Genomic DNA, 14,671 nt, shown 5'->3' with positions numbered 1-14,671 from the left:
TTTTACTCTCCTAAAGCCTTAAGTCTTGCTTCAGTTTTCTTTAAATATTCCTGAGCTTTTTGATTACCGGGCTCCCATTTAAGAACTTCCTGTAATAATTTCTTTGCTTCTTTGTAATTACCTTTCCCAAATTCTTGGATGGCCTTATTTAATGTGTTTTCAATCTGTGCTTTTGAGGGTCTTTTGGGTTCCTCCTTTTTAGTTTCAACTTTTTTCTCTGATAATGGTGGTACTGTCTCTTTAATTTTCTTTTCAAGCTCTGTAATCTTATCTTTTGCCTCTATATCCTCAGGTGAAATTTTTAAAACATCATTATAATAACTTAAAGCACTTTTATAGTCTCCTTTTCCTTCAAAGTATTTAGCCTTTGATTTAAGTTCGAGTATTTTATTCTTTATTGCTCTTTCAACATTCAAAAGTCTTTCCTGAGCTGTTTTGCTTTCTGGATAGATATTAAGTGCCTCTTTATAAGCATTCATTGCTTCAAGTAATTTCTCTTCTTTTAAGAGAGCATCACCTTCCTTAATCTTCTGAGCAGCTATGTCTTTTTTACTTACTTTTGGTTCAAGAGCAATTTTAGCAAAGATAGGCTTATCCTTTCTTATATTTAATTTAGCTTTCAGAACTTTAAATTCAGGATGAGTTATAGATATAATATAAGTCCCAGGAAGAATATTTAAATAAGCAAATCCTTTCTCATCAGTTATGAGACTGGGGATTTCTGTCTGTAAAAATTTTATAACAGCACCTTTAACAAGATTTTTTGTTTCCTTATTTACTATTTCAAATTTTACAAGGACCGGACGAACTTCAGGAATAATAACCCTGCTTGTAATAGCCAATCCTGCATTAAATCTTGGTTGAAATTTTGGGTAACCACTAAACATAAAGTGTTCTATTTTTTGACCTTCAATAACAAATTTAAATTTTTCAACATCAATTAAAAAACCAAGATTGATATCCCTTCCATCAGCTTCAAGAGCTAAGTATAAAGAGGGGGTAAGGTGAAATTCAAGGGTTCCAAAGAGACCAAAGGTAAAATATTCATGGGGAGTTTTTAAGAAAAAATCAGTATTCAAAAATTTGCTTCTCGGACCGTAACCTATAAATTCACCTCTACCAAATCCAAGGTGAAGGAGAAGGGACGGATTTATATGTTTTGATAAAACACCGTAAAAGGATAATAATTCGGGACTTCTCAAAATATAGGAATTATCGTCAGTAAATCCACCTCCCTTTTCAGGCTCTCCACCAACAGAAGAAATATACTTTTTCCATGATATATTCCTTAAGCCAAAGGAAAGACCCAAAGGAGATTTTTCTCCCTCAGAAATTAAAATTGAACCAAGGTCAAAGGAAATTTCATTTAAGGTAAATATATTCAGTCCTAAAAACCATTTCCCATTAAAGGAAACAAAACCATTTAAATCAAAATCAGTGGGATGGAGGTCATATTTTGATGCAAGAGAAAAAGAAGTAGATGTACCTATTTGCCAGAAAATTTGATCCCTTGGAAGATTTGCCGTAGGTAATTCTAAAATTGATGTGCTTCTCAATACTTGAGTTAAAATTATTAATTCTATCATAGTTACCTCCTCTTTATATTATATCTTCATATTATAAAATTTGTCAAGATAAAATAAAAAACTTCTGATTTTTAAGCCAGAATAAAAAATAAGAATTAAGAAAATTGAGATGCTTAATAAAATTATGAATTTAGGGACACCGAAAAAAGGAAGGAAAATCCACCAGAAATTTGGAAGAGCAATCGTTGCTTGTTTTTCAAGTCTCTCTTCTACACTGGCATCTTCCCTGCTGAAAAAATAGTCCTTTGAAGATTTTTTTATATAATTTCTCCAAACTTCAAAGCATCCTGATATCATATTAAAAAGTCTTTCTTCCTGAATAACCCAACCTGATGGAGGATTCTTTCTATAAATTAGTTCCAGTTTAAGATGAGTTCGATGAGATGAAACATTGATTCCTAAAAAATTTATAATAAATGAAATAAAAACAAAAAAATAAAAGAATAGTTTTAAAAAGTAATTCTTTAATGGATAAAGAGAACAGGATACAAAAATAAAAAGAATAGGTATATGATATCTTGGTCCCATTTCTACACCTTTTGGACCAATAAAAGTATAAAAAATAACCCAAACAAAAATAACAAAAAGAAATAAAAAGAAAATAGAGCGCTCTTTTTTTAAGAGTTGATAAAATCCATTAATAAAAAAAAATATAAAGGGAGAATAAGTAAATATCCCCTGCTCAAAACTAAATAATCTTCTATAAAAACCTTTTAAGGGGGGAAAAGAGAAAAAATAAGAAAAAAACCATGATAAATTTAAGGAACGCGGAATATATTCCTCAAAACCCTTAGGTTCTCCATAAGAAAAAAAAGGACTTCCAAAAATCGTATAACTATAAAAGATTCCTAATAAAAAAATTGGAAAAATTCCAGAAGAGAATAAAAGGATCGGTTTAACTTGGGGAAAGTATCTGTAAATAACCCATATAAATATAGGAGGAAATAAAATAGCAAACTCCCATCTTGTAAGGTATGCAAGACCAAAACCTAAACCTGATAAAAATAAATCTTTTGAATTTTTTTCAGTTTTTAATAAAAAATAAAAGCCAATAAGTGAAAAAAGAGCACAGGGAACTTCATTGGCAGAATACTTTGTATAAAACCAAAAGGGGGTAAAAAAAGAAAATAAAATAGATGCTATAAAGGATTTTTTATAGTTAAACCTCATCACTTTTAAACAAAATAAAAAGAATATTAAAACAGTAATTGCTCCTAAAATAGGGGTCATCATAGAAAACATAAACTCTTCAACCCCCTTTTTTTCTAAATTGGTTAAATTGTAAACTGCTTTTGCAATTAGATAGAAAGGTACAGCAAGTAAAGAAGTAATTGGACCATATGTATTATAATACCTTCCGTCTTTTCCTTTTCTCGCAAGAAAATAGTCAACTTCTAAACTTCTTTTATCCACCATACTTTTAGTCATTTCAAATCTTAGTTGTGCATCAATCGATTCAACATGTCCTTCAGCAGTAAAAAGAAAAATTAAAAGATAAAAGAAAAATATTAAAAATAATAGTTTTTTATTATTTTGATCCACTATTTTATGTAAATTTATAAAAAAGAGTGCGAGGGGCGGGACTCGAACCCGCACGGGTCTCCCCATCAGATCCTAAATCTGACGCGTCTGCCAGTTCCGCCACCCTCGCATCATTTATTTAATAACTCTTTTACCTCTTCAATTTCAAGAAAAACATCAACTAACTCAGGGTCAAATTGAAAACCCGATTTTTCTCTCAACTCTTTCTCTATAACCTCTGGGGCAAGCCTTTTTCTGTAAGGTCTATCAGAATTCATTGCATCAAAGGAATCTGTAATTGTTATTATTCTTGCTATTAAAGGAATTTCCTTCCCTTTTAAACCCATGGGATAACCTTTTCCATCCCATCTTTCATGATGATGCAAAACAGCAGGAATTACATTTTTCATACCAGGAATAGGATTTAAAATCCTTGCGCCGTGATAAACATGTGTTTTCATTATCTCAAATTCCTCTTCTGTTAGTTTATCTGGTTTTTTTAATATACTATCAGGGATAGCTATTTTACCAATATCATGTAAAATTGCTGCGAGTTCACAAGTCCTCAAATCTTCTCCCTTTAAACCTATCCTTTTACCAATCTCAACAGAAAGTTCTGTAACTCTATTAACATGACCTGAGGTATATGGATCCTTTGCTTCAACAGAATTTGCAAGGGATGTTATTGTTCCTTTAAATAATTCATCAAGTTCCCTGTATAAAAAAGCATTCTGTAATGCAACGGATGCTGAAGAAGAAATCAGGGAAATAATCTCAAGGTCTCTATTTGTAAATAATCCATTTCTTTTGTTTATTACTTCAATTACACCTATTATCTTCTTTTGAACTATTAAAGGATAAGCAATTAAATTTTTTGTCTTAAAACCTGTTTTCCTATCCACTTCAGGATAAAATCTTTTATCTTTTGATACATCATTTACAATCAAAGGAGTTTTATGTATAGCTACATAACCCACAATACCTTTACCCCATTCAATTTCTATTGATTTCAGCTCTTTTTTTCCCTTTGTGAATTCATAAAAGGAAATTTTTTTATCTTTTTCGTCTACTTTAAAAATTGAAACTATTTCAACTTTTAAAACCCTTTTTATTTCTCTTATGATCCTCTTTATTATTTCTTCTATATTAATAATTTCTGCAAAGAATTCTCCGGTTTTGCTTAAAAGTTCTATTTTATTTTTTAAAAACTCTATATCATCAAAATATTTACTTATTAAAAGATCAGTTAAATGATAGTATATATCTTTATCTTTAATACTTTTATTATCAGTCTTTAAAAGGTATAAATGACCTTGAGTTTCTCTAATATCATACTTTCTAACAAAATATCTAACATTATCTATAACTAAAAAATTTTTACCTTCTCTTATTTCAGTCAAAATATTTTGAGCCTCATCAAAATCACTTATTATATTTCCATTTTTAGAAACAAAAATTCTTTTTATTTTTTTCATTTTTCCCATTTAAAAAAAGCATCAACTTTTATTATACCTTTTTTTACTTTTACATTAAAATTATACCATTCATCAAGCAAAGAACTTGTAGAAGGAGTTACTGTTGTTACAAGAAATAACCTCTCATCATCCGGGAAAAATTTACCATTACTTTCTGGGGAATCATAATATTGAGCATCAACAGGTATCCATCCTTTATCTTTTAAAAAAACTTCAACCCATCTGTGAAAGGTTAAATCTATTCCCCCCGTTCTTTCCATAGTTCCACCGACAAATCTTGTTGGAAAACCACCAAGTCTCATTAAGGAAGAAAATAAAAAGGAGTACTCAGAACAGGAACCATGTCCCTGAAGGAAAGTTTTTTCAGCATTTTGCCAGGATCTATCAACACTATAAAAAAGGGATTTTGAAATTGTGTCAAGAACCCCTTTTATATAATCTAAATCATCCTTCGTTCTTTTCTTTATATTAAAGGCTATTTTTTTTAAAATGTCAGAGTTCATACATAGATAAGGGTCATCTCTGAGATATATTTCTAAATTATTTTCCATATTTTTGTTATAAAAATTTATTTTATTTTTAAAATCAAAAATAGCATTAATTTCCATTTTAAAGGATTTTTCTTCATAGGGTTCCATATTTTTAATTTTAAAAAGGGCAAGATTTTGACCCCACTCTTCTTTTAAAATTGAATCAGGTTGAGGGTTAAATTTTATATCAAGAATTTTTTGATAATAAACATTTTCAGGTATTGCTATATAGATTTTTATATCCTCTGTTTTTAGAAACTGGTTTTGAATATTAAGAAAAAAAATAATCTTTCTTTTTATTAAAAGAAAAATTAAAAAATTTATCAATCAAAATATTTGTGCCGGAGGCGGGACTTGAACCCGCACAGGCTTGAGCCTACCGCCTCCTGAAGGCGGCGCGTCTTCCAAATTCCGCCACCCCGGCAAATAATGGAGGTGGGGGGAGTTGAACCCCCGTCCGGAAGGATTTGGATACCGGGACTACATGCTTATCCTGTCTTTTATTTACCCTTCCTCCTGGACAGGCACAGGAGAAAAGGGTTTCCCTTTTTATTGTCCCCGGTAAGGAAAAAGGGTAACCTCACCGGGCAAGCTCCTTATCTCTGAAGGTTTTACCCGGGAAAGGAGCTAACCCGGGTAAACCCTGCTACCTTAATTAGGCAGCAAGTGCGTATGCGTTGGCAGTTTTTTCTTGCGGGTTTTTACAGGGTTCCCGCACCCTGGCATGCCCCGGTCACCCGCAATTCCTTCCGTCAAACCCAGTTTTCACCCCCTTTTATTAAATATATTATATTAAAAATCTTAAATTTTCAATAAAAATAAAAAGTGATTTATATCACACTTAAAATTAAAAGTTATAGTATATAATTTGATATGTTAGATATTCATATAATCTCACGAAATAGAAAGCAAGGAGAAGAATTTTTAAAAAAGACAACAGAATTTTTAAATACACTTTGCGTGATTAACCTTACATATCCTGATTTTTCTAATCCAAAAATATTTTCCCATTTTATAAGAATATTTTATCAAGATCAAAAATTAAGGATAAAATTAAAGCCTATAAATATAAAAGTTAAAATATGCCTTGAGTGTGATAATCTGGAAGATTTTAGAATACTATTTAGTGATATTAATGAAGGATTAATTTTAATAGATACTACAAAAAAGGATATTCTTGATAAAATCAAAGAGGAATACAAAAAAAGTGGAAAAAATAATGAAATTTATTTTTTTAAAGCAAACACTATAAAGGAAAAAACCTTAATTTTAATATATTTTATCAGTGAAATTTTTAAGATATTACCCTCCCAGAATATACTTGAACCAGAAAATTTTAAGGAAAAATTTTTAATTCAAAAACTTTAAAATCAATAAACTTCCTCAAGGAGTTCTTTAAATTTTTCATAAACATAATCCACTTGCATATCTTTCATGCATTTAAAATCAATATTTTTAACACATTTTAAAGGTTTGGGTGAGTATACAAAACAAGGTGAGCAGTCAAGATTTAAAAAGCAAACACGGTGTTTTACACCAAAGGGATAAAGTTTATAGGGAGAAGTAGGACCGAAAAGAGCAAGAACAGGGACACGGCAAGCTGCTGCAAGATGCATAAGTCCTGAATCATTGGATATAAAAATTTTACAATTTTTAATTAAAGAAGCAACTTCCCTTATTTTTTTGTTACCTATCAAAATTCCATCCTTTAAATTTTTTTCAAGAAATTTATTTACATCTTCATCATCTTTTGAACCGAAAAATAAAAAATAACTATCTTTAATTTTTTCTTTAATTCTCTTTAACAAATCAAGAAAATTTTGAGAAGGCCATCTTTTTCCCCTGTGACCTTTAAAAACGCTTGAACCAGCATGAATTCCTATCAAAAATTTATTCTTCAATCCTTTTTCCTTTAAAAATTCTCTTTCCTTTTCTATTTCCTCTTTTTTCAAATAAATTTGAAGTGGTGGAATATCTTTAACATCAATTTTAAAAAATTCTTTCAATAGTCTCACATTTTCTAAAACATTGTGAAGTTTTTTATCTTCTTTGATTTTTCTATTTTTTAAAAAATTAAGTTCAACAAAATCCATAACACTATAAGAGTGCCCTATCCTTATTTTTGAACCTGTTAAAAAAGAAAAAAGGTTATATTCTTTTCTATTTGTGGGGTAAAAATTAATAACACAATCAAATTTTTTTATTCTTATTTTTTTTAAAAGATAAAAGAAACTTTTAATTTTATTTTCTAAAAGTGGATAGTAAATAAGATGATCAATATAAGGATTATAAAGGAGTACATCCCTTGTAGATTCAAACATTGTAAAGACAAAAAGTTCAGAATTTTTTAAATTTTCTTTTAAAATTTTTAAAGCAGGGGTCATCATAAGCGTATCACCTATACCGAAAAGAGGAGTTATCAGAATTTTCAAGGTAAAAATTCCACCATTTTTAATTTTATACCATAAGAAAGAAATTAAATGAAATTCAAAGAAAAACTATTTTCTTACTATGAAATGAAATTCTATTTCATCAAAGCCACCCACTAAAAAACACCAGAATCTTGAACAAAGAAAAGGAGAAAGATTGGCAAAAAAATCAATTATTTTCCCTATAAATTTTGCAATTAAAAATAAAGACTTTGGGAGCACAGTTTTTTTAAGATAGGGCTGACCAAACCAGTGAAGTCTCATTTTTTCAAGTTTTAGTTCAATTCCCTGATACCCTCCTAAAAAGGAAGGATTAAAATAAAAAGGAAAGGTAACATCAAAACCCCTTTTATGTTCCGGATGGGTAAATCCTCTTGAAAAATGTGGAACTCTTATTATAATAAGACCATTATTTTTTGTTATCCTGTGTAATTCTCTCATAACTTTAAAGGGATCATCTAAATGTTCAAGAACATGGGAAGCTTCAATTAAATCAAATTCATTATCCTCAAAGGGATAAGGAAAAACATTTAAATCGTGTATTACATCAGGTTCTACATCTTTATTGTAATCAAGGTTTATATACCCTTCTTTTTTGAAATTACCACAACCCAGATTAAGTTTTTTTGTTATTTTCTCAGACATAACTTTTTATTATAAGAAAGAAGTTTTGAAAAATAAAAAAGATTTTTTTTAAAATTTTAACCTATGAAACCGATATACATTTTTGGAATAGGAGAAATTGGGAAAGGTGTTGTTAAAAACCTTTACCTAAAGGAGGGGATTGAAATCAAAGGGGTGATTGATATTGATCCTAAAAAAGTAGGTAAATCTCTCTATGAAATTACAGGAATAGAAAAATTTTCTAATATATATGTGGAAGAAGATGCTGAAAAAGTTCTTGAAAGAGAAAAAGGAATAGTTTTACATTTAACAGGATCTTTTGTTAAGGATGTTTTTAACCAGTACATGTTAATTATTGATAAGGGACATAACATTATTACAACAACAGAGGAAATGACAGATCCTTATCTTAAAAATTCGGAACTTGCAGAAAAAATTGACAAAAAAGCTAAGGAAAAAGGGGTGACTGTTCTTCCTACAGGTATAAATCCAGGATTTGCTATGGATTTTCTCCCTGCGATTTTTTCAGGGATTTTTGAAGAAATTTACTCAATACATGTGGAAAGAATTAATAATGCAAGTAAAAGAAGGTATCCACTCCAGAAAAAAATCGGTTCAGGACTTTCAAAAGAGGAATTCAAAGAAAAATGGGAAAAAAGGGAAATAGGACATGTAGGACTTTTAGAATCAGCTTCAATAGTTTCAAAAATTCTGGGATTAAAGATTAAAAATTTAGAGGAAACATGTGAGCCCAAAATTGCAAAAAAATTGATAAAAACCAAATATTTTGAAGTCAAAAAGGGAAAAGTTTGCGGTATTATTCACAAGGTAAAAATAGAAACAGAAGAAAAAATAAATATAGAACTTTTACTTGAAATGAGTCTTGATGCAAAAAATCCAAGAGATAGAATACTTATAGAAGGTAAACCCACTCTTGAAATGAAAATTAAAGGAGGAATTCCAGGTGATGAGGCAACTTCTTCAATAGTTACAAACTGGATAAATAAAATTGATAATTTGCCAAAAGGTCTTATAACCCTCAATAAACTTTACTTTTTATCCTTTTTTAAAAAAATTCAATAATTTTTCCTTTTAATTAAAAGATAAAGGAAAAAGGGAACACCTAAAAGGGATGTAAATACACCTACGGGAATTTCCGCTCCCTTAAAAAGAATCCTTGACAAATCATCACATATTAAAAGGAGAATTGAGCCTGTTATAATAACATTTAAAATAACATTTTTATGCTTTCCTGAACCCGATATCATTCTACCAATATGAGGAACAATTAAACCTATAAAACCAATAATTCCTGAAACCGATGTTATAACACCAGTCATAAAGGATATAAGTAAAGATAAAAAAACTCTTTCCCTTTTTAAATTTATACCAAGGGATAAAACTTCTTCATCTGATAAAAGAAAAAGGTCAAATTTATTTAAATTTAAGATTATTGGAAAAATAGAAATCACAAAAACTATAAAAATAATAAAAAATTCTTCCCATTCAATAAGAGAAAAGGAACCAAAAAAAAAGAAGAATATCTTTATCCTTTCTGAAGGTGAAATAAATATTAAAAAGGAAAGAATACTGGAACAGAGCAAGGAAAGTGCAATACCTGAAAGTAAAAGGGTTTCCCTCGGTAAAAAACCGTTTCTAAAAGATATTAAAATTACCAAAAAAACAATTATCTGGGAAAATAAAAAGGCAAAAATCTGAGTATTATAAGGAAAATAGGGAATGAAATTTTTACCAATAAAACTTCCAAGAGCTGCACCTGCTGAAATTCCAAGCAAATAGGGCTCTGCAATTGAATTTCTAAACAGTGTTTGTGTTAAAAGACCTGATACTGAAAGCATCGCACCTGAAAGAATGACTGAAAGAATTCTCGGAAGTCTTATATTAAAAATTATTTGTTTTTCTAAAGAAAAAACAGGACCTATTAATATTGATATAATAAAAATTAAAAATAAAACAAAAAATAGAACTAAATTTTTTTTATTCAATTTTAGAAAGAAATTTTAGAGCTCTTATTAGAAGCGGAGAAGGTCTTGAAAAATAATTTGGGTCAGGAACTTCATAAAATTTTTTTTCTCTTATTGATTTTAAATTTCTAAAAGGTGTATTTTTTAAAGCCTCATATCCCTTTTTAAAATTAAATATCACAATATCAGGTTCTTCTTTTAAAATTTTTTCAATTGATACAATTTTATAACCTTCAAAAAAATCAGATATATTATCAAATCCTGTCCATTCAATTAAGTCATCTATAAAGGTTTTTTCCCCAGGACACCATACTCCGTTTGTTAAATCAAGAATGAATAAAACTTTTTTATTATTCTTTATATTTTTAAATAAAAATAAGGTATCAAGAAAACTTTTTAATTCATTTAAGGCTTTTTTTTCTATTTCAAATTCTTTGCCAAGAACTATGTAGGTTTCAATAAGACTAAAAATACTTTCATATTTAAAATCTAAAACTTTTATACCGTTTTTTTTAAAGTAATATAACTCCTCTTCTGGAATTAAACCTGCAGAGATAATATGAGTTGGTTTTAAACTCAAAATTTTTTCCTTTGAAATTTTCATTGAAGAGGGTAAAACAACTTCAGCCTTTATAAAATCAGGGTCAAGATATGTTTTTCCAACAATTAAATTTTCAAGATTCAATTTAATAAGAAAATCAGTAATACTTGGAGCAAGGGAAATGATTCGGGGCTCGAACCCGAATAATAAAATTAAACTAAAAATTTGATTCAGCAAAAACATAAATTCTCCTTCTTTCAAGAGGAAAGCCAATTTGAAATTCAAAAGGTTTATTATCTATATTCGTTGATACAAGAGACATATTAATAAATTTACTCAATTTTAAAGTGAAGGATAAATCCTGAAAGATTGCATGTTGCACATTTTTAACCTGATAATCAGATAGATCTATAGAATAATGAGGTCCTATTAATCTCAATCTGTAAGATAAAGAAAAATTCCTCTCTTTATAACCAATAAGAAAACCTGAATTGTAAGTGGGAATAAGTAATAGTGTTTTTTCTGAGTCATTTTCTATATTTTTTCTTTCTTTGTAGAATATAAAATTCAGGCTAAAAATAAAGGGAACTTTTTCAATTTTAATAAGACCTTCAAAACCCTGAAGTTTTATTTTTTCAATGTTTTGAGGGGTATAAACAAAATTCTCATCAAGGCTCCATGTAATTCCATTTTCAAGTTCTCTTTTAAAATAGGAAATTAAAAGAAGGGATTTATCTTCAATTACTTTTATTCCACCTTCAATTTCCTTTGAAGTTTCAGGTTTTAAATCAGGATTTCCTTTTGAAAATCCATCATATGGCCAATATAAATCTAAAAGGGTAGGAGCCCTGAAGCCCTTTGAGTAGTTAAAGTAAATTGAGCCTAACTCTTTAAATAATATAATTCCCCCTCTATAAACAAAGGGACTTTCTGTATTAAAAGAACCTTTAAGTTCTTTTCCACATTCAAAATAAGGGATAAGTCCCTGAATTATAAGATCCAAAGTAAGATAAGGATAGAGTCTTTCATCTTTTGGACTCGTATTTTCAAAAGTAGTTCCCTTTAAATATTCTTTTTCATACTCAAAGCCTGTTCTAAATTTCAAATATTCTGTATTTAAAAATAAATCTCCGAAAATTCTATTAGAGATGCTGTAATCCTTTGAACTATAAAAGATATCCTTTATTTCCACACCATCCTTTTTAAACTGATATCCAAAATCAAAATATCTTGATAGGTATTTAAAACCTGTCAGGATAAATTCATCATTCTCTCTTCCTGTTTCAGAAAAAAAGTTTCCAATACTGTTTCTTGAATATAAAAAGAGGGATTTTACATTTTCATTTTCAAAAATATTTAAGAATCTTGAAAAGTGGGAATCCCTGTTTTTCTCTGGTGGTATGGAGGTATAGTCAGCAAAGTAAAAATTGGTATAGGGCAATCCAGCAGAGCCTGAAAAAAGAGTTGTATTTAAATTCCCTGCTCCTCCTTTAAAATTAAATCCTGATTTTCTTAAAAGTTTAAAATTAAGTGCACCGCTTAAAGCATTTTCACCGTATATAGAAGAACCTGAAGAAGAAAGAACTTCAATACCAGATACTGAAAAACCTGATAAATGAGAAAGGTTAAAAGACCCGGAGGTTCTTGAATTTAATTTAAATCCTTCAAGATAGATACCTGTTCTTGTTGAGGAAAATCCTCTTATAAAACCTGTTTGAAGGTAGCCGGGGTAACCGTAACTGTTTAATATTAAAGAAGGAGAAAATGAAAGATTAAGGAGAGATGGGTCAAATTTAAAAGTTTCAATTAGTGAGGAATCAACAAGGTAAGATGTTCCTTTACTTATTAGAAAACTTTCAGGATATTTGGCAGAAACTTCTATAGGTGGCACAGTGTAAGTTTTTTCTTTAGAAGGAAATATTTGATATTGTTTTAAAAGGAAAAGAATTAAAATTTTAAACACAAAAAACCTCCTTTTAAATATTCCCCGGTCGGGAATATTACCCTTTAAAGCCCACCACCCCGGGGCAATTGAAAGCTGGGTCGGTCTCCCGACTTGGGACCTTCATAGAGGAGCTTTCCACCTTCCCAGGAAAAAAGCCTTCGCCTAAAAGATAGGCAAAGACCCTTATTTCCCAGTGGCGGGCAAAAGCCCCGAAAACACCTCTTTTCCGGTCCCTCACGGTTGCGGGGGCAGTGTGGGATTTTCACCCACTTCCCGGCACCCAGCCTTTATTTTTTATTATAATTTTATATGAGTTTAATTTTCAACAAATACAAATAAATCAGATAGAAAAAGTAAATCACGCCAGAATAAATAAAACTTACTTTCATTCTCCCAAACTAAATCACTGCCATTATTCAATAAATCATATAACCTATCAAGAGGAATCGTAAAACTTCATAATAATCTTTTATAACCCATAGGCCACCATACCAGAATAATAATTCCAACCTAAATGAAACATTATTAATAACAACTAAATCACACTGACGAGGAAATAAACCAGATACAAACTTACCAAAAGCCCAAACATAACGATACCTCTAAACCTAAAATACTTATATAACCAATCCTTTAATAACAACACTTATTAACATAAAGTTTTTAAATTTCAACTTTTTTATGTTCCCTTTATCACTTATATACTAATCAACTGTAAATTAGATAAAAAAACCTCAAAAATGTGATTACCATGTAAGCACCATTTTATCTCAATTTTTTCAAATTATCATAGATTTTAATAGTTCCGGTAGAAAATTTTGAAATATTCAGAATAAAAGATTTTGGGAAAGGGATAAAAGCAATTATAGGATTTGAAGAAAATCTGCAAAAAATGTTGAAAAGAATTATAATATAAGTATGGAAAATTTAAAAATAAATCCAGAAGAAATAGAGAAAATAAAAGAAGAGGCAATAAAGTTGTATAAAAATGCAAAAGAAACATTAAATAAATCTCCTTTGGATGATGAGGGAGAATATTATGAAGAAATAAAATATGTTCAGGAGGCTTATGGAGCTTTATGGCTTTCTATTTTAAAGGCTCTTGATTATGTATTATTAAAGACAGGGAAAATAGACAAAGAAAAACTTCCTCAAAGTGTTGATGGATACAGAGATTGTATAAATAAATATTTATTACATAAAGATGGGAAGTTAAAAAGAAGATTTGAAAGTTTATATAATGAAATTCATATTGCAGGTTATTACAGAGGATTGAGAGACACAAAAAAAGGAGTAGAAATAGATTTTGAAGATGCAAAAGAATTTCTTCAAAAATTAGGGATAGAAGTTGAAGATTAAAGACATTCAAACCAAGAAAAAAACATTTTATTTAAACGAGGTTTATAAAGTTTTATTAAATAATTTTAAAGTGTTTTATCTTTCTGAAAAATTTTAAAAAGATAATAGAATTATTGAGTGTACGATTTACATACATATTAGAATAATAATTGTTCCTTATATAATTTTTCAAAAAGTATTCAAGGGGTGAAAAAGTGTTAAGGGCTTAATGTGGTTTTTGTGGATTATACCATAGAAGGTAATTCATCAAATAGTAGTTGAATTTATCAGGCTGAATAATCTCCTTTAAATTCCACTCAATTAAATGTTCGTAGAAAAGTCTATTAAATCTTTCTACAAAAACATTACTCTGAGGATCTTTAGGATAATTTTAGCTTTTCCAGAAAATCTCTTGCATTTCTGCTTGTTAATGAGAATTTGGCGTGAAATTACCTCTTCTCAATTTTTTCTTTTTCCTCTTTTCCCTTATCACCACTTTACCAGTTTTTGAATAAAAAGAAATTTTGACTTTTGGATTTATAATTTCATTTCTATCTTTAAGATATCTTATTATTTTTGCAAAATTCATCTAATTCTTTTTTCAAAGGAATTTGTCCAAGTCGCGGAATTTCCCATCTCCTTTTCTTTATATATTCAATAACTTCAGGATAAAAAGTCTTTGCCTTCTCCTTATAGG

The 14,671-nt window shown here is 29.2% G+C and carries 12 protein-coding genes, 2 tRNA genes, 1 other RNA gene and 1 riboswitch; of the genes, 3 read left to right on the top strand and 12 right to left on the bottom strand.

Translation table 11 applies throughout. From position 1 onward, the window contains the following. Positions 1–2: 2 nt before the first annotated feature. The 7 genes from ABIN17_06290 to ssrA form a co-directional block, all read right to left on the bottom strand. The gene (locus ABIN17_06290; GenBank protein ID MEO0284659.1) at positions 3–1,586 is read right to left on the bottom strand and encodes a hypothetical protein; all 1,584 of its coding nucleotides are present in this window, start codon (positions 1,584–1,586) and stop codon (positions 3–5) included. 18 nt (positions 1,587–1,604) lie between these two features. Further along, the gene (locus tag ABIN17_06285) at positions 1,605–3,128 is read right to left on the bottom strand and encodes a glycosyltransferase family 39 protein (protein ID MEO0284658.1); all 1,524 of its coding nucleotides are present in this window, start codon (positions 3,126–3,128) and stop codon (positions 1,605–1,607) included. 27 nt (positions 3,129–3,155) lie between these two features. Further along, a tRNA-Leu gene (locus tag ABIN17_06280) sits at positions 3,156–3,237 on the bottom strand. Between the two features lies 1 nt (position 3,238). Continuing rightward, positions 3,239–4,582 carry an HD domain-containing phosphohydrolase gene (locus ABIN17_06275; GenBank protein MEO0284657.1) on the bottom strand — a complete coding sequence of 448 codons (1,344 nt, stop codon included), beginning with the start codon at positions 4,580–4,582 and terminating at the stop codon, positions 3,239–3,241. Further along, positions 4,579–5,439: a transglutaminase-like domain-containing protein gene (locus ABIN17_06270; GenBank protein MEO0284656.1), complete on the bottom strand. Its 861-nt coding sequence runs from the start codon at positions 5,437–5,439 to the stop codon at positions 4,579–4,581. The genes ABIN17_06275 and ABIN17_06270 overlap by 4 nt, the downstream gene beginning before the upstream one ends. A 12-nt stretch (positions 5,440–5,451) precedes the next feature. Then, a tRNA-Leu gene (locus tag ABIN17_06265) sits at positions 5,452–5,536 on the bottom strand. A 3-nt stretch (positions 5,537–5,539) separates the two neighbouring features. Further along, positions 5,540–5,885, bottom strand: a transfer-messenger RNA (tmRNA) gene (gene ssrA / locus ABIN17_06260). 100 nt (positions 5,886–5,985) lie between these two features. On the opposite strand from ssrA, the gene ABIN17_06255 reads away from it, so the two are divergent. Continuing rightward, positions 5,986–6,480 carry a hypothetical protein gene (locus ABIN17_06255; protein MEO0284655.1) on the top strand — a complete coding sequence of 165 codons (495 nt, stop codon included), beginning with the start codon at positions 5,986–5,988 and terminating at the stop codon, positions 6,478–6,480. A 2-nt stretch (positions 6,481–6,482) separates the two neighbouring features. Here ABIN17_06255 and ABIN17_06250 read toward each other — a convergent pair whose 3' ends face one another. Together ABIN17_06250 and ABIN17_06245 are read right to left on the bottom strand one after the other, a co-directional pair. Continuing rightward, positions 6,483–7,544 (bottom strand): glycosyltransferase family 9 protein, encoded by a 1,062-nt coding sequence (locus ABIN17_06250; GenBank protein MEO0284654.1) that lies wholly within the window; start codon positions 7,542–7,544, stop codon positions 6,483–6,485. Positions 7,545–7,610: 66 nt separating this feature from the next. Then, positions 7,611–8,186 (bottom strand): class I SAM-dependent methyltransferase, encoded by a 576-nt coding sequence (locus ABIN17_06245; protein ID MEO0284653.1) that lies wholly within the window; start codon positions 8,184–8,186, stop codon positions 7,611–7,613. A gap of 63 nt (positions 8,187–8,249) precedes the next feature. Here ABIN17_06245 and ABIN17_06240 point away from each other — a divergent pair, with 63 nt between their 5' ends. Then, positions 8,250–9,248 carry a hypothetical protein gene (locus ABIN17_06240; GenBank protein ID MEO0284652.1) on the top strand — a complete coding sequence of 333 codons (999 nt, stop codon included), beginning with the start codon at positions 8,250–8,252 and terminating at the stop codon, positions 9,246–9,248. Here ABIN17_06240 and ABIN17_06235 read toward each other — a convergent pair. Genes ABIN17_06235 through ABIN17_06225 form a run of 3 tightly spaced genes read right to left on the bottom strand, consistent with a single transcriptional unit; the run spans position 9,242 to position 12,654 of the window. Beyond that, a complete protein-coding gene (locus ABIN17_06235; protein ID MEO0284651.1) occupies positions 9,242–10,171 on the bottom strand; it encodes an iron ABC transporter permease in 930 nt (309 codons plus the stop codon). The genes ABIN17_06240 and ABIN17_06235 overlap by 7 nt on opposite strands. Continuing rightward, the gene (locus tag ABIN17_06230) at positions 10,164–10,934 is read right to left on the bottom strand and encodes an ABC transporter substrate-binding protein (GenBank protein MEO0284650.1); all 771 of its coding nucleotides are present in this window, start codon (positions 10,932–10,934) and stop codon (positions 10,164–10,166) included. The genes ABIN17_06235 and ABIN17_06230 overlap by 8 nt, the downstream gene beginning before the upstream one ends. Then, complete coding sequence (locus ABIN17_06225; GenBank protein MEO0284649.1) at positions 10,909–12,654, bottom strand: TonB-dependent receptor; 1,746 nt, start codon at positions 12,652–12,654, stop codon at positions 10,909–10,911. Before ABIN17_06225 ends, ABIN17_06230 begins: the two co-directional genes overlap by 26 nt. 60 nt (positions 12,655–12,714) lie before the next feature. Further along, positions 12,715–12,935: riboswitch (cobalamin riboswitch) on the bottom strand. 619 nt (positions 12,936–13,554) lie between these two features. Between ABIN17_06225 and ABIN17_06220 the strand changes: the two genes are divergently transcribed. Then, complete coding sequence (locus ABIN17_06220) at positions 13,555–13,995, top strand: DUF5618 family protein (protein MEO0284648.1); 441 nt, start codon at positions 13,555–13,557, stop codon at positions 13,993–13,995. Positions 13,996–14,671: the final 676 nt, after the last annotated feature.

The sequence above is a fragment of the candidate division WOR-3 bacterium genome, assembly GCA_039803925.1.
Classification (GTDB): Bacteria; Hydrothermota; Hydrothermia; order Hydrothermales; family JAJRUZ01; genus JBCNVI01.
Note: the sequence above shows the minus strand (reverse complement) of the source record. Positions and strands in the feature narration are given on the sequence as shown.

Coding starts and splice junctions, on each gene's coding strand:
- ABIN17_06290 (MEO0284659.1), bottom strand. CDS start 1,586: ATGATAGAATTAATAATTTTAACTCAAGTATTGAGAAGCACATCAATT.
- ABIN17_06245 (MEO0284653.1), bottom strand. CDS start 8,186: ATGTCTGAGAAAATAACAAAAAAACTTAATCTGGGTTGTGGTAATTTC.
- ABIN17_06240 (MEO0284652.1), top strand. CDS start 8,250: ATGAAACCGATATACATTTTTGGAATAGGAGAAATTGGGAAAGGTGTT.
- ABIN17_06220 (MEO0284648.1), top strand. CDS start 13,555: ATGGAAAATTTAAAAATAAATCCAGAAGAAATAGAGAAAATAAAAGAA.
- ABIN17_06275 (MEO0284657.1), bottom strand. CDS start 4,582: ATGAAAAAAATAAAAAGAATTTTTGTTTCTAAAAATGGAAATATAATA.
- ABIN17_06255 (MEO0284655.1), top strand. CDS start 5,986: ATGTTAGATATTCATATAATCTCACGAAATAGAAAGCAAGGAGAAGAA.
- ABIN17_06230 (MEO0284650.1), bottom strand. CDS start 10,934: ATGTTTTTGCTGAATCAAATTTTTAGTTTAATTTTATTATTCGGGTTC.